The sequence below is a fragment of the Vibrio ruber DSM 16370 genome, from assembly GCF_900163965.1.
Lineage (GTDB): Bacteria > Pseudomonadota > Gammaproteobacteria > Enterobacterales > Vibrionaceae > Vibrio > Vibrio ruber.
The window spans coordinates 59,547-75,789 of sequence record NZ_FULE01000013.1 but is presented as its reverse complement, the minus strand read 5'-3'; the positions used below and the strand labels follow the sequence as shown (position 1 = coordinate 75,789).

Sequence of the window (16,243 nt, the reverse complement as noted above, 5' to 3'; positions counted from 1 at the left end):
AAATATCGGTTAAAAACCTAATTTCGTCGCATTACTTTTATCAACTTCTAAAATTTTATTGAACTTGATAACTTTAGCTTGTGTATCAATCTCCGCCTTACCCAGAGTCGGAACATCTAAACCTTTTGATATATCTTTACCATCGAGAATATCTTTGGCCACGGCAACAAGCGCGAAACCAGCATCGGCAGGATTCCACAAAAAGCCTTTGTCAATATCACCGGTCATCAAGTATGGCGCAGCCTGACCCGGCATCATGATACCAACGACTGCAATTTTATCCTTGGCACGTTTTTTCTTAATCACCTGACCGGCCCCGATCCCCCCTAATGAACCATATGAAATGATCCCTTTCATATCCGGATGAGCTTTCATCAAATCGTTTGTCGCAGCATAAGATGCATCAATACTTTCTGCGACAGGCATACGATCAGTTACTTCATACATATCCGGATAAGCTTTTTTCTGATAAGCGATAGCAAGATTAGCCCAGTTGTTATGCAGGGGGACCGTCAATGAGCCAACATAAATCGCATAGCCACCTTTACCACCCATTTGATGAGCAAGTTCATCCATCGTCGCTTTGGCATATGCTTGGTTATCAATCGTTTCGATATCCCAGTCAGCGCCATGACCATCCGGTGCCTCATGCGTTAAAACAACAATTCCTTTCTCTTTTGCTTTCTTAAATACAGGCTCTAAGACCTTTACATCGTTGGGGACAACCGTAATGGCATCAACACCTTTGGCAATCAAGTCTTCAATAATTTTAACTTGCTGGGCAGGATCCGGCGTGGCCGGGCCTAATTGCCGCGCATGAACGTGCAACACATCAGCAGCTCGTGATACGCCTTTTTCCATCTGGTTAAACCAGGGAATACCCGCGACCTTAACGACGTTTACGATTTCATAGTCTTTCGCAAGCGCTGAAGCTGAACTGAAAAGCAAACTTAATAGCGTTATTTTTATGGCTTTCTTTGTAATTTCTTTCATATCCGCATCCTTTATTGGATAATCTGTAGGGATTATCTACCGAGTGGTGAGTAGATGCGTAGATACTAATAGGTATATTATTAACGCTTGTTCAGCGCCGCTAAATAGTGTGATAAGCGCACGCAAATGTTTCAATTTACCAACAAAATTGTTATAAAAATGTTAAATAATGCATTTTATGTAATTTTATTACACAAAAACATCATATAATTAACACAAATTAAACAAAAATATAACAAAATAAAAACATAACCATAAAGCACCATCAAAAGTCAGAATGACCAAAAGCAAGACTTCAATGATTTTTCAGCGCCTGATGTTGTGTTCAGGGTCTCAGCTTGCTCTCCGGAAAGACCAAAGCAAATCCTTATTTTGTTCAGTCAAACGATTGCGTTATCGTTCCCCTTCCCAAATTTTTTGACGAGGGATTGAACCGACATCTTGTGCTGTTATAGTGCCCGCGAATAAATCAGACAAGGGTCACATAATGAATGCAAACACAGTAGAAATCATTGGTTACGCCGCATCACTGATGGTCGCGCTGTCATTTACAATGAAAGATATCGTCAAGTTACGAATCGTCAACTGTATCGGCTGCCTGCTATTCGTCACTTACGGTCTGATTATTGATTCATGGCCGGTAACACTTGCAAACCTGTTTATTACCGGTGCCAACATTTACTATCTGCGCAAAGCCCGGACAGAAGCCTGTCAGGAGCTCAATAAAGCTTGAACTTGTACTCTGACTCTCAAGCGCCATACGAATAAACTGACTGCAACGGATAGTAACTCATCATGAGTGTCTTATTTCAGAGAAATGACACAATGAAAACCCTATCCATTGCTCAGAATGGTACATTAGTCCCCCACCACAATCAGTTTATCCGGACTTATGCACAACAGAAATTTAACGTTAGATATTTTCAAAATCGTCTTAGCTTTCATGGTCATCGGTATCCACAGCAATTTTCTCAGTGAACTGACCACCGAAGGATACTACCTCATCACCGCCGGTATTTTCAGAATTGCTGTTCCGATTTTCTTTATCATCAATGGTTATTACTTCATCTCAATAGCGACGACAGATAAGTTGCTCCAGTGGAGTAAAAGAGTCGCGATACTCTATCTGTTCTGGACCATCTTTTATGCTTATTTCTGGCTCAAGCCACTCACCATGAATTTCATCGGGATGATGACTGTCGTTGAAACACTCATCGTCGGCTATCACCATTTATGGTATTTGATTGGTATGCTCGGTGCAGGACTGATGACCTATGTATTCAGAGATCGGACCCGAACAGGTATACAACTTGCGTTACTCTGCTTTGTGCTGGGTGTGGTTATACAGTACATCGGTAATTATCATCTGATGTCTTCGACATTTGCCGATGAACTCTTCAATATCGGCTTCACCCATCGCAATTTTTTATTGTTAGGCTTCCCGTTCTTCTATCTCGGTTTCTTTATCCGCAAACATCAACTGTTTGCCCAAACATCGACCAGCACACTGTACATTGCAGCTCTCATCGGTATCGGGCTGTTACTGGGGGAAAGCTGGTTCAACCTTAATCAGCCGTCTCGTACCGGGGTATTTGATAACTACCTTTCGCTGATATGGATCTGCCCGGTACTATTCCTGCTGGCCATGCGTTCTCAGCGCACCACCAACAACAAGTATCTGGCGCATTTTTCAACGGCCATTTATTTGATTCATCCGTTCTGTTTAAGTGTCCTGACCAAAATTCATCCGTGGGAGAATACGCCTATGGCGATCGGCTGCGCCCTGCTATCCATGATTTTCTCGTTGGTGCTGATACAGGTGTATAAACGGGTGGGTTATATTCTTTAGTATACATCACGCCGTAGCATAAATTACGCGGGCATCTCATTGCGAAATGTAAGCCCGCGCTGTTCATGACACCGTGATAAATACGTTTTTACCTAATTCATCTCAAACTGTTGATCCAACCAGTTGAACGCGGCTTCCTGCATATCTTCGGTAAAGATATGCCCCTTATTCGGCCAGATTCGGGTGTTGAGTTTATCTTCTGCGCCATTGGCTCGCCATACCTGGTGCAGTTTAGCGAATGCTTGTTGGACAGAATCGACGGGAAACAATGGATCTAAACCTCCTGCAAACACCAACATCGGCTTCGGTGCTGCAATGGCAGCAACATCGGGATAATCCAGATAACGAGCCATATACGGGTGTAACATCGTAAAGGCAGATTGCCCTTTGAGCTGGTTATTGCCGGGCACCATCAAACCTTTCATTGTCCCCATCCATGAATCAACAATACTCGCGGTGATATCATCCGATAACGCTGCCACTTGCCAAGAACGGAATGCCCCCATGGAGAAACCGACAGATGCGACTCGTGACTTATCCACTTGTGGCAGGCTAGCCAGAAACTTCGCCGCCCGTAAATCATCCAGTGCAATGATGCCGGCAAATGAACTACCTAAATTAAATAAGTTCGAGGCCAGCGCCTGTTGTGAGTCGGTTCTAAATCCTTCAACGGAGCGATCCCCCCACCCCAGTGCATCGATGGATAAAACGACGTAACCTCGCTTTGCCAATTCATCACCGGGAAAACGGTCGGTAAAATAGCGATGCGCCCATTCCCGCGATGACGATAAGCGCGCATCATCACCCCAAGTCTGCACAAACTTCTCTTTACCGATATCAAACCGCGCACCGTGATCATGTAAAAATAGAGCCGCAGGGAAAGGCCCGTCCCCCTTCGGGGTTAACATCAATGCCAGTACCCGGCTCTCATGGCTGATATTAAACACAACTTTCTGGGCGATATAGCTTCCCCGATCAATCTGGTCAATCACCAGCGGATTAAATGGTGTGTCATCTTGGTAAGGTAAAATAATTTCCTGCGCCTTGGCCTTCGCGATGTTGTGCCATATCTCCGGATTATATTCGTCATGCCAAGCAAGTTGGTACGGCATCCGCACCGCTTTCAATTTTTCATAAAACAGCGGGAAACTACTATCCGGTGAATCGATTTCTTGCGTGACGTAATCCGACCCTGTCTGGGCATCATTGCTGTAAGCAAATACGGTTGAGCTGGTCAGGGTGATCATGCTCGTCAACAGTATGTTTTTCATCAACTGATTCATTTTGACTATCCTTAATAAGCAGAAAAAGAGCGCAACACCGCATACACTCACTTAATCATAAAATTGAAACAATGTTTTATTTTACATAAAAATAAATAACCGGGTGAGTTAGCAGGATCACAATCAGACAGATTGTTGGGGCTCATGACATCTCGATATACACGCTTATGATGCACCTCACGAAGCAGGACGGACGCACTCAGTCAAACTATCAATAACTGACTCTCACAAGCATATTCGCCGCTCAGTAGTACGCAGCGTTAACACTTCCCCATGATCGGCTCATATGCGGTTTTGCCTATCCTATAGATAGATACAATCGAATATACTGAATGATAATAATTATCAATAATATTGATATCAAAGCAGATGATTCAGGTTGGACACCCTATGAAAAAGACCATTAGTTTCGCCGCCATTCACTTCAGCATTGCCTTTACCGTGGCCTATCTTCTGACAGGCGATGTGATTCTGGGAAGTTTAATTGCCATGCTCGAACCCATGGTCAACACCGTGGCATTCTATTTCCATGAAAAAGTATGGTCTCAGTATGCACCGCTACAACGTTATGCGGCAGCACCCCATATTAAAACTGCCAGCTTCGCGGTGATCCATTTCAGTGTCGCCTTTAATGTCACCTATCTACTGACCGGTAGCTGGCTGATCGGCGGGGTTATGGCACTGATTGAGCCGAGTATCAATACCTGCGCCTATTATTTCCACGAGAAAATATGGCAAAGAAAAGCCCAACATCAACCATGGCAGTGTGTTCACCACAGTGCGGTAACATCATCATAGTCATGTGCTACACGAGGGGTGATGTCTATCACATAATCTGTTAATATGACGCTTATCTATTCAGTTGGCCGCAAGGCCAGCTTTTTTTATATTCACCACTCAATCTGGAATTTCCTGTGCTATCAACTGCAAACATCACCATGCAATTTGGCGATAAGCCATTATTTGAAAACATCTCAATTAAATTTGGTCACGGTAACCGCTACGGTCTTATCGGCGCCAACGGTTGCGGCAAATCCACCTTTATGAAAATTCTGAGTGGTGAACTGGAACCGTCCGTCGGGAGTGTTGCAACAGATCCCAATGAACGAATGGCAAAACTGGGACAAGACCAGTTTGCATTCGAAACATTCTCCGTTATTGACACTGTCATCATGGGTCATAAAGAGCTATGGGAAGTCAAAGAAGAACGGGACCGCATCTATGCATTACCCGAAATGTCAGACGAAGACGGTATGCGAGTCGGTGATCTGGAAACAGAATTTGCTGAAATGGACGGTTACTCAGCCGAAGCCCGTGCCGGAGAACTGTTGCTCGGACTGGGCATTCCGGAAGACCAGCACTTTGGCTTGATGAGTGAAATCGCTCCGGGTCTGAAACTGCGGGTATTGCTGGCTCAGGTGTTGTTTGCCGAACCGGAAATCATGTTGCTCGACGAGCCAACCAACAACCTGGACATGCATACGATCTCTTGGTTAGAGCAGACGCTATTGGCTCGCAACTGTACCATGATTATTATTTCGCATGATCGCCATTTTCTGAATACCGTCTGTACTCACATGGCCGATTTGGATTATGGTGAACTCCGCTTGTTCCACGGTAACTATGATGAATATATGATTGCCGCCGAGCAAGCCAGAGAACGCCTCCATGCTGACAATGCCAAGAAAAAAGCTCAAATCGCAGAGCTACAAACCTTTGTCAGTCGCTTCTCAGCCAACGCATCAAAAGCCAAACAGGCCACATCTCGTCAGAAACAGCTTGAAAAAATTCAGCTTGAAGAGGTCAAACCTTCCAGTCGTCAGTCACCATTTATTCGCTTCGAGCAGGAGAAACCGCTGTTCCGTAATGCGCTCGAAGTCAACGCCCTCAAACAAGGGTATGGTGACAACATTCTGTTTAACGATGTCAACCTGATGGTCGAAGTCGGTGAACGTATTGCCATTATCGGGGAAAACGGGATCGGGAAATCAACGCTGTTGAATACACTGGCTGGCGTTATGACTCCTATGTCCGGTGAGATCAAATGGTCCGAAAACAACAATATTGGCTTCTATGCGCAAGACCATGCCCACGAATTCAGCGAAGATCTCAATTTAATGGATTGGATGGGGCAATGGAAAAAAGAAGGTGATGACGAACAAACCGTACGTAGTATTCTCGGTCGAATGCTATTTTCACAAAATGAGATTAAAAAGTCAGTGAAAGTCATCTCCGGCGGAGAACAAGGTCGCATGTTGTTCGGAAAACTGATTATGCAAAAACCCAATATTCTGCTGATGGATGAACCGACCAACCACATGGATATGGAGTCTATCGAAGCTCTGAACTTAGCTCTCGAAAACTACCCGGGGACACTGTTATTTGTCTCTCATGACCGTCAGTTTGTTTCCTCAATCGCAACACGGATTATCGAAATTACCAAAGATGGCGTGAATGATTTCCACGGCACCTATGATGAATATCTGGCGAAACAAGGCCTGATCGGCTAATTCAACTCAAATCACGATGGGAGACTTACAATACCTGTGTTGTCGGTCTCCTGAACAACCCACGTTTTACAACGGGATCACCCGGACACTCGACTGAACCGTCCCGGCATACCCTCCCCGATCCACCACTACATGCCAATGCCCTGAGTAAGGCACCAGCAATACACTCACTGTATCTGTCATATGGCCGCCATTATATTTATAAGTGCGACGTTTCTTGTATTTTTGAAAATTGTCATCGTCAAGTAAAAGGACATTGGCCGTATTATCTTTCAACGTCACTTCTATTTTCTGGCCTCGTTCACAAATATCAAGATCGTAATGGGTAAATTTCATTATCTCTCCAACAATACATTTTCGAATCTGTCTTATTGCTCGAAGATATATATTCAATCACTCGATCATATTGAATTTTCAGTCATAGATCACGGAATAAATAGATAATAAAATCATACCTATAGCACAGTCTGAAGTATCAATATTGTTTAACCGCTCTCGAAAAATTACAATTGATATGCAACCCAGTGATAAAAACTGACACTTGTTATTAGATTAATTTCATATTATACCAATTGTTTGCGGTTTCAATTCCATATAGAAAATAATAAAAAGGCAGATGGTCTGAGCGGATTTATTTTCAAAGAAGGGATTATATTTAAAAATGAAGGGCAATTGATAACTCATTGCCCTTCAGTCAGCCATATGCCAAATTAAAAATGATTGCTTAAGCCCTAAAGACACTACAATTAAAGCAACCGGGATTGCCGTTATGAATTTGTAGATAGTGCACTTGATCGTTTTTAAAATTATTGCGGATAACGTCTTCCAAAGCGGGGCCTTGCACTGTCTCAGCATGAACCATCATACTGTTCACATCATAAGCTCTCACCGATAATAATCGCGTCTGCAATATTTCAGGAATTTCGTTAATCGCCAATTCAACCATTGTTTTATTCGCCCGAACGAAAATAGGTCCTGTTGCGCGATAAGGCGATTTAACATCATGATACGGATAGTGAATTAAAAGGATTTTCTCACCAACCTCAGCTTCTTGCAACGTCACTCGACAAGGATAACCCGGGCTTTCATCAGCAGTAAGCCAACAGCCATTCACCCTAGCCAGTTGTTCTTCGTTCATCTGCAAATACTGAGAAAAATATTTATCATCAAGTGCTTTAATTATAAAATCGGTGCTCATATTCAACTCCATTTAGCATTCATTAACATCCGTTACATAAGTCTTATCCAGTTAAAAGCGGCTTCAAGTCCTGTATCGATTCCATTGGTGCGATCATTTTTCGCAAAAAATGAAGTGGTGATCGCCGGGGGAATACCGACTTGATCATAGTCCACCCGATCGGCTGATAAGGTCTTCATGTTCGATATACCAAAGCGAAACCCGTTAGGGAGCGTTTTACCTAAGCTGCCCGATAACATCCCCTGCGTTCTTTCACCAATCAATATGACTTGATCCGAAGCACTGAGCATGAGTGCCGATAACTCAGCAGCGGATGCTGTCGTATTACTAATCAGAACAGCGACCGGCTTTCGATAACCCGGGGATTGTGGCTCAAGATAAATGTCATGCTCGGGCTCGAATCCAGCCCCGTCACGGGCGCTCTTGATATAGCCTAAGGTTTGGTGATCAACAAAATATTCGGCTAAAGCTCTTGCAAGATAAGCATAACCACCGCCGTTAAAGCGCAGATCAATCACCATTCCATCGGTTAATGCAAAATCATCCATAACTTGGTTCATTGTCTGTCTGAATACAGCTAAAGTTTCAGCATGGTCATTGCCCGCGACAAAATCACTCCATCCATCAATATATAAGTAGCCAATATTATCACTCTTTCCTTTTCCCCAGATAATATGCTCACCCAAACCACCCGACAGATTCAGTTGATTGGCAATAATAGATCGAATAAGCGCCTCATTATCATCAATATACTTTTGAATCGCCGTATTTTCAGATTCAGTGAAAGGTGCAACCAGGCCATTATCATCGATATATTCTTGCCGTAGCCTGTCGAATAAAACCGGTCGATCCTGCTGTCTGAAACGAGCCAGTTTATCCTGATCTAATACGTAAGCATGGCCATTCTGTAATGGACCAATCATTGATGACATCATATGGAAAAGTTGCTCTCGCGTTGAATCTTCAGAAACCTCACCAAGCACATTTTGTTTCATCAGCGTCCAGTCAATACCGGGCACATCTAAATTATAATAATATTGATCAAAGGTCTGGAGAAACATATTCAAGTTTCGGATCGGATCGTTTTCCGCCACATTGACAACACTCAAATTAGTGAGGCAACTATTTGGTAATTCAGCATGTTTTACATATTTGATCGTGTAATCGTTGGGATAAGCATTCAAACCCGGATAAATATAGCTAACGAATTGGTCACCGACTTGCTGATAACGTTTTTGAAACGTTTCCTTGCTGAATATTTCTTGATTTGTTAGTACACAGTAATCAGAAGTAAACTCATACTGAATCACCGAATCAGACATAATTTTCAATGCGGACCCATAATTCTCTGATACCCAAATACTTGGTTCGACCGGTTTATCCTCATTTTTATTTTCATTTATCTTATGATTACAGCCACTTAAAATAAGCATTGATGCAACCACACTAATTTGTATTAATTGTTTCATTTGCCACTCACCATTCAGTTATTGACTATGGTGAATAAGTTAATGGATTTCACGTTTTATTTATGTAGCAACTTGTTGCTCAATTAAGACAAAAACAGACAGATAAAGTCATAATAATATTGCATAAAACTAAATTATCTTAAGTCTTATTTTAGTGATAATTATCGAATTCAGATATAAAATCATCATTTATCAGGTTGCTTTATAATAAAAATAGATGGTTCTACTCAGATGACTGATGTTCACGACTGAAATCACAATATAACCAGACCATTCGATCTAAAAACCAGCTTTTCGCAAGGTAAGTAATCAGCACCGATAAAGTACAGAGCTGTATATCGTACTGATAAACACCCCACCCCGCCAATATCAGTCCGAGTGTCGACGTCAAGTGCAGAATCATAAATAAAGGTAATTGATGCACTTTAGGCAGTGGTTCTTTGTCCCGGTTTAAATAAATTTGCTCTCCGAGCACGGACTTCGTTGCCCAGCTTTGTAACGAGAGCGGTTTCGGAAATAAGATCGGGTTTAAAAACATCCATACCAGTGCCATCACCAAAATCAGCAGACTCAACCAACCATTCCACTCCCTTAATAAACCGGCAATGATAAAAAGCGGTAATACACTATATCGGGTCCAGACACTCCACGGATTGGCATGTCTGCCCCATCCGTTATCATCTAAATGGAATAGTGTCGCTAATTTACGTTCAAGGGTCATTTTCCACCTTCCTGTCAATTCATCATAAAATGAGTCACACCGACAAAAGCGGTGAATTCTCCGTTAAGCAATCCTTACGTCCGACTTGGGAGAGTGAATGTAAATCGCGCCCCCCCTAAATCAGATCGTCCTGCACATACCGTACCTTGATGCCATTGTGCGATATGTTTGACAATCGCTAACCCAAGCCCATGCCCGGAAGCCGCATGACTTCGGGCGTTATCCAGTTGTTCGAATGGTAAGAAAATCCGCTCCCAATCGCTTTCATCAATTCCGATACCATCGTCGCACACATCAATCACAAACATATCTGTCTCGTTGACAAATGATAAGCGCACCACCACGGTAGTCCGGGCATACTTACACGCATTGATTAATAAGTTACTGATCGCCCTTTTCATTGCCATCTGATCAATCAGTGCCTGCTTTCCGCTCGCTTCAGGTGCGATTTGCAATTGATAATGAATGTCCGGATAGAGTTGAACAACACTCGAGCACTCATCATCGAGTAATTGTGCGAGATGATATTTAGCAAAGGAGAGTAATTGGCTGTCACCGCTGTAACGTGATAAAACCATAGTCTGGTTAATTAGACTATCCAAGTCTTCAAGACTTTTAGAGATCGATTGCTGGTATTTTTCCTTTTCTCTGTCCGTCTTAGCATTCGCTAACATCTCAAACGCAAACCTGAGTCGGTAAAGGGGTGTTCGCAGATCATGTGCAATTGCATTGGTGAGTGTTCTTTGCCCTTTTAACAATTGCTCAATCCGATCCGCCATGTGGTTAAACGCTTTCCCTAGGGTCGCCACCATCGAAATTTTGTATACCACTGCCCGACTGTTCAAGTCACCGCTACCAAATCGCGATGTTGCCGCCAACAAGTTTTTCAAATCCCGCCACAGCGGATAAGTCCAGAAAAACATCCCCGCAGAAATTGAGAGGACAAACACTAAAACCAGCACAATAATAACCGACGGGTGAATTGAGGACATCGGAATTAAATTGGCTAACAGGAAAGACGCTCCGTCACTCAGTCGGATATAAAATGTAATTTCATCATTGAAATTAGTTCGCCAAAAAAAAGAATCGGTCGCAAGTTGGTTCTGCTCGGTTTGACTGATATTGATCTGCTTTTCTGGGACAATTTGTAAATCAAACGGAAAATAATTTGCCATGCTACGTAACAGTGTCGGCCAATGCTCTTGTTCAGTGGCGGCAAACTGTTCCTGAAGCAAATACACTGTTCCTTCTGCACCTCGGCGTATTTTTTCTTCTTCTGAAGAATCAACAAATATTTTCAGGATGAAATGGCTATTGCCAATCTTCTTAATCAAAAACTCGGGTTCTTCATTGAAAAAAATAATCTGATGCTGCTCAATTTCATCCCATTTTAAAGTGCCTAAATGAGTCTGATTCATATCAAGCAACTGCAACGCATAACCAAAATGTTGACTCAATTGTTCTATTTCATCAGGCCAAGTGTCGATCGGGATCGTATCAAGCCGGGACTCGATCAAAGTAAATGTCCCTTGATAGATCCGTTCATAGCGCTGCCCTTCGATATGATTATTAAATGATAATATTGGGTTCAAATCACTTGGATAGAGTAGAAAAAATAAGGGACCGAAAACCAGAATCCATAACCCTAAAAATGACTTTATCATCGAAGTTCACCATTGTTGAGTTATTTATAAAAACACAATTATCTCAAATCGTTAAAATTAAAAATCCATCCCTGAATTTCGCCTGCTCCCATTGGTATATCTAAATAGTATATTCATTTTTTTTCGCTGACTGTGACGATTTGTGACACCGGCTCACCGTCAGCCAAACACCGCGATTATGATGAATAATCCAATTCCGAAAATTACCCATAAAAAAACCGGGATCTAAACGCCCGGCTTTTATCTATGATTCATCATGTTGGTGGAAAATACTTACCCGATATGAGTCAGGCCACCCATGTACTTGTGCAGCACCTCAGGAATTGCAATCCGGCCATCGGCTTGTTGATTATTCTCCAAAATCGCAACCATTGTCCGGCCGACAGCAAGACCGGAGCCATTCAGGGTATGCACCAACTCGGGCTTTTTCTCACCCTTGCGGCGGAAACGCGCCTGCATGCGACGTGCCTGAAAATCCCACATGTTTGAACACGATGAAATCTCACGATATGTTTCCTGTGCAGGCACCCAGACTTCCAGATCATAAGTCTTACGAGCACCAAATCCCATATCTCCGGCACACAGGATCACTTTACGGTAAGGCAGCTCGAGTAACTGCAGCACTCTTTCCGCATGACCCGTCAGTTCTTCCAATGCATTCATCGAATCTTCAGGGCGGGTAATCTGAACCAGCTCGACTTTATCAAACTGATGCATCCGGATCAGGCCACGGGTATCACGCCCATAAGAGCCGGCTTCAGAACGGAAACAAGGCGTATGTGCCGTCATCTTCAGCGGTAACTCAGAGTCATCCAAAATTGAACCCCGGACTAAGTTCGTCAGAGGAACCTCAGCCGTCGGAATCAACGACAAACGACGCGGCTCTTCATCATTCACTTTTTCGACCAACGGTTCGGTATGAAACAAGTCTTTACCGAATTTAGGCAGCTGCCCCGTACCATACAGCGTGTCGGCATTGACCAGATAAGGCACATACATTTCAGTGTAACCATGCAGATCTGTATGTAGATCTAACATAAACTGAGCAATCGCCCGGTGCAGACGGGCAAACTGGCCTTTCATGACAATAAACCGGGCACCGGTAATTTTCGTCGCGCTGGCGAAATCCAACCCGTCCCCCATTTCACCTAAATCAACATGATCCTTGACTTCAAAATCATATTGCTTCGGCTCACCCCAGCGGGAAATTTCAACATTACTCTCTTCATCCAGCCCATCCGGTACCGCATCATCAGGAATATTGGGGACCGACAATGCAATATCTTCCAGCTGTTTCTGTACCTGATCCAGTTCGATTTTACGAGCGTCCAAATCACTGCCCAGAGAACCGATTTGCTGTTTGATCGCTTCCGCGCCGTCTTTATCACCGGCTGACATCAGTTGACCGATCTGTTTCGAAATGGAGTTGCGAGTGGATTGTAAATTTTCAACTTCGACCTGAATCGATTTACGCTTCTCTTCAAGTTGACGAATGGTCTCTACGTCGAGGGTAAATCCGCGACGCGCCAGTTTTACCGCTGTTTCATCCAGCTCTGTGCGAAGTAATTTAGAATCCAGCATTGCTAATCCTATGCTTAATGGGTTGTAAAAAGCGCTCTGTTCTGTACCAATCAGAGGTAACAGCACAAAACGTCATGAAAATTGACATGCCCAGAACCCTGACAGATAGCCTGACAGATAACCTGAAGCAATTTGGGTATAAGAGATTAACGAAAAGTGGCTATTTTTCATAGCGCTTTCGTGTGCTTTTTGCGTCTAACTCAGCCAGATACTTGAGTTTCTCGTTGATCTTTCCTTCCAAGCCTCTTTCCGAGGGGTGATAATAGCAAGTTCCGGCCATTTCAGGCGGGAGATATTGCTCTCCGGCAGCATAAGCGCCCGGCTCATCGTGCGCATAGCGGTATTCATCACCATAGCCCATTTCTTTCATTAATTTCGTCGGTGCATTGCGTAAATGAAACGGGACTTCATACTCGGGTTCATCACGGGCGTCCGCCAAAGCCTGCTTCCATGCGGTGTACACCGCATTGCTCTTCGGCGCACAAGCCAAATAAACCACCGCTTGTGCAATCGCTCTTTCGCCTTCAGCGGGGCCGACCCGTGTAAAGCAATCCCATGCGGATAAAGCAACCTGCATCGCCCTTGGATCAGCATTACCAATATCTTCCGAAGCGATCGCCAGTAAACGACGGGCAAGGTACAGCGGATCACAGCCAGCAGCGATCATCCGCGCAGACCAGTACAGCGCACCATCAGGATTTGAACCGCGAATTGACTTATGAACCGCGGAAATCAAGTCGTACCATATGTCACCCTTATTATCAAAACGGGCAACTTTTTCCCCTGCGACTTCCGCCAACAAAGATAGACTGATGACCTTGTTACCCGTCGTATCTTCATCAGCCATGTCATATAACAGTTCCAGATAATTCAATGCCATACGGGCGTCACCCTGAACCAATTCAGCCAGACGATCTAGCACCTGGTCCTGAAAGTCAGCGGCAATCCCGCCAAACCCTCTCTCCTTATCGGTCACTGCCTGTTGCAGAGCATCGGCAATATCTTGTGTATTGAGTGATGTCAGCTTGTAGACCCGCGCCCGGGAGAGCAATGCGTTATTGAGCTCAAATGAAGGGTTCTCAGTCGTCGCACCGATAAAGGTGATCGTGCCGTCTTCAATATGTGGCAGAAAAGCATCCTGTTGCGATTTATTAAACCGATGCACCTCATCGACAAACAGAATAGTACGGAAACCTGCTAGCTGATTTTCCCGGGCACGTTCAATCGCAGCACGGATATCTTTCACCCCGGAGGTTACAGCAGATACACGCTCTACACGCGCATTGGCATAGTTTGCTGCCAACTCAGCTAATGTAGTTTTGCCGGTTCCCGGTGGGCCCCAGAGAATCATCGAGTGTAGATGGCCGCTTTCCAGCGCTCTGCGCAGGGGCTTTCCCGGACCGAGAATATGCTGCTGACCAATATATTGCTCGATCCGCTGGGGTCTCATCTTTGCTGCAAGCGGACGAAAATCTTCATCCCCTGAAAAATCCAAACTATAGTTATTCACAATGATGCTCATCCGTCATGCTTTGAAGCGACTGCTCTTTTTTGAAACAACTTATTTGAAACTACTGGCGCTGGTCATCCACTTCGACCCCTGCCGGAATCTTGAACTGAAACAGATGACTATCCGGACGTTGTAGTTTTATTTGCTGAAACGAGAATAAACTTTTCTGGCCATCCTGTTCAATCACATCAAACCCTTTGACAACACCTTTTTGATCAATTCGAATATGAAACTCACCTTGTCTGCTGTCTGTTGTCGTCGGCACCAGTGTAAAATCATCGCCTTGCTGCGAAACTCGATAATGTTCCCAGTCTTGTTTTCGGTTTCTCGTCAACAACACAAATGGTGTCTGCTCAGTTGCCTGAGACTGATTGTAAATAGACACCTGTTCGACAAAAGGATTGTAATACCAAACGGTGGTTCCGTCAGAGACCAGCAGGTTCTCATCCGGGGTAACCGTCTCCCAACGAAACAGACTCGGACGCGCAATATCGACTTTCCCTTCTCCCTGAGAAACGACTTCCCCGTCAGGGCTGACAACCTGCTGTTGAAAATGAGCACTGAACCCATCATTTAACGCAAGCCTCGCACTTAATTCATCCTTCGGATCCGCCAGTGCTGAAAAGCTACAGGCCATTGATATCAATAGAAAGAAGGCAACCAGTTTTTTCATGTATTCTCCGTTGCTGAACAAATGTGAATGATTATTGATGGATATAGACCATTATTTGCGGCTTTTTGTCATGTGTATGTCGAAAAAAATCTATCAGCCGAAAAATGCAGCGTGACCGGCCATCCGTCACGTTCAATTTAAATCATGCCGTTTTCAAACAACACTGCTTGAATTTTTTACCACTACCGCACGGGCAGTCATCATTTCTGCCGACCGTTTTATAAGGATTGACACGATGTGACCGGGCGCCACTTTGCTGTTCATCCGCGGCACAAGCCACTTCATGAATCATCATGTCCAGGTGTTCAGCCATCTCTGTCAGATAAGGCGGTACGTCAACCCCCGCATCTTTCATCTGCTGGCGAGTTTCCGCTTCATCAATCGCTAACATCAGCGTCGTCAACAACCCTTGTAACATTCTTTGTGTGCCGTCGGATACAGCGACTCGTTGCCAGTGGGGCTCCACTAAAGGCCAGACTCCCATAAACCCTGACGCAAACTCAGCCAATGCTTCGCGGTCAGTCACATCCAGCAAGTCACCAACGGAGTACTGCCGGGCCAGTAATGCTGAATACTGCTGTTGATAATGAGCCGTAAAAGCTTGCTCTGCTGTGTCTGTGAGTTCAGCCACCAGATGAGACATCCATAAATGAGCTTCCAACGGCTGACAAGCCATATTGGCTGCCAGTACCGCACCTTCAATCAGTAATGGCGACTCGTCGCTCGGAAGTTCAGTTATATTCAGCAATTGATAAGTCATGATACATATTGTTCCTGTTTTTCTGTCATGGC

15 protein-coding genes are annotated in these 16,243 nt (G+C 44.2%); 4 read left to right on the top strand and 11 right to left on the bottom strand.

Annotated elements, in window-relative coordinates:
• Positions 1–9: 9 nt before the first annotated feature.
• Positions 10–993: a substrate-binding domain-containing protein gene (locus VR7878_RS03910; protein WP_077333616.1), complete on the bottom strand. Its 984-nt coding sequence runs from the start codon at positions 991–993 to the stop codon at positions 10–12.
• 487 nt (positions 994–1,480) lie between these two features.
• On the opposite strand from VR7878_RS03910, the gene VR7878_RS03905 reads away from it, so the two are divergent.
• Entirely contained in the window at positions 1,481–1,726 is a 246-nt protein-coding gene (locus VR7878_RS03905) for a YgjV family protein (RefSeq protein WP_077333615.1), read from the top strand.
• Between the two features lie 159 nt (positions 1,727–1,885).
• On the top strand, positions 1,886–2,842 hold the full coding sequence (locus tag VR7878_RS03900) for an acyltransferase family protein (protein WP_077333614.1): 957 nt from the start codon (positions 1,886–1,888) through the stop codon (positions 2,840–2,842).
• A 92-nt stretch (positions 2,843–2,934) separates the two neighbouring features.
• Here the strand turns inward: VR7878_RS03900 and VR7878_RS03895 are convergent, their stop codons facing one another.
• A complete protein-coding gene (locus VR7878_RS03895) occupies positions 2,935–4,125 on the bottom strand; it encodes a dienelactone hydrolase family protein (RefSeq protein WP_077333613.1) in 1,191 nt (396 codons plus the stop codon).
• 390 nt (positions 4,126–4,515) lie between these two features.
• Here VR7878_RS03895 and VR7878_RS03890 point away from each other — a divergent pair, with 390 nt between their 5' ends.
• Positions 4,516–4,923: a DUF2061 domain-containing protein gene (locus VR7878_RS03890; RefSeq protein WP_077333668.1), complete on the top strand. Its 408-nt coding sequence runs from the start codon at positions 4,516–4,518 to the stop codon at positions 4,921–4,923.
• A gap of 116 nt (positions 4,924–5,039) precedes the next feature.
• Complete coding sequence (locus tag VR7878_RS03885; protein WP_077333612.1) at positions 5,040–6,635, top strand: ABC-F family ATPase; 1,596 nt, start codon at positions 5,040–5,042, stop codon at positions 6,633–6,635.
• Between the two features lie 66 nt (positions 6,636–6,701).
• On the opposite strand, the gene VR7878_RS03880 is transcribed toward VR7878_RS03885, so the two are convergent.
• The 9 genes from VR7878_RS03880 to VR7878_RS03840 all read right to left on the bottom strand — a co-directional run bounded on the left by VR7878_RS03880 (position 6,702) and on the right by VR7878_RS03840 (position 16,211).
• Entirely contained in the window at positions 6,702–6,971 is a 270-nt protein-coding gene (locus VR7878_RS03880; RefSeq protein WP_077333611.1) for a DUF1883 domain-containing protein, read from the bottom strand.
• 388 nt (positions 6,972–7,359) lie between these two features.
• Positions 7,360–7,833 carry a DUF1203 domain-containing protein gene (locus VR7878_RS03875; protein WP_077333666.1) on the bottom strand — a complete coding sequence of 158 codons (474 nt, stop codon included), beginning with the start codon at positions 7,831–7,833 and terminating at the stop codon, positions 7,360–7,362.
• A 32-nt stretch (positions 7,834–7,865) separates the two neighbouring features.
• Positions 7,866–9,302 (bottom strand): S41 family peptidase, encoded by a 1,437-nt coding sequence (locus VR7878_RS03870; protein ID WP_077333610.1) that lies wholly within the window; start codon positions 9,300–9,302, stop codon positions 7,866–7,868.
• Between the two features lie 223 nt (positions 9,303–9,525).
• Positions 9,526–10,023 (bottom strand): DUF6653 family protein, encoded by a 498-nt coding sequence (locus VR7878_RS03865; protein WP_077333609.1) that lies wholly within the window; start codon positions 10,021–10,023, stop codon positions 9,526–9,528.
• A gap of 74 nt (positions 10,024–10,097) precedes the next feature.
• On the bottom strand, positions 10,098–11,687 hold the full coding sequence (locus tag VR7878_RS03860) for an ATP-binding protein (protein WP_077333608.1): 1,590 nt from the start codon (positions 11,685–11,687) through the stop codon (positions 10,098–10,100).
• A gap of 273 nt (positions 11,688–11,960) precedes the next feature.
• Positions 11,961–13,268, bottom strand: coding sequence for a serine--tRNA ligase (serS, locus tag VR7878_RS03855; RefSeq protein ID WP_077333607.1), 1,308 nt, complete (start codon positions 13,266–13,268; stop codon positions 11,961–11,963).
• A 160-nt stretch (positions 13,269–13,428) separates the two neighbouring features.
• On the bottom strand, positions 13,429–14,778 hold the full coding sequence (locus VR7878_RS03850; RefSeq protein ID WP_077333664.1) for a replication-associated recombination protein A: 1,350 nt from the start codon (positions 14,776–14,778) through the stop codon (positions 13,429–13,431).
• 61 nt (positions 14,779–14,839) lie between these two features.
• Positions 14,840–15,451, bottom strand: coding sequence for an outer membrane lipoprotein periplasmic chaperone LolA (gene lolA, locus VR7878_RS03845; RefSeq protein WP_077333606.1), 612 nt, complete (start codon positions 15,449–15,451; stop codon positions 14,840–14,842).
• Positions 15,452–15,593: 142 nt separating this feature from the next.
• A complete protein-coding gene (locus tag VR7878_RS03840; RefSeq protein WP_077333605.1) occupies positions 15,594–16,211 on the bottom strand; it encodes a YecA family protein in 618 nt (205 codons plus the stop codon).
• Positions 16,212–16,243 lie beyond the last annotated feature (32 nt).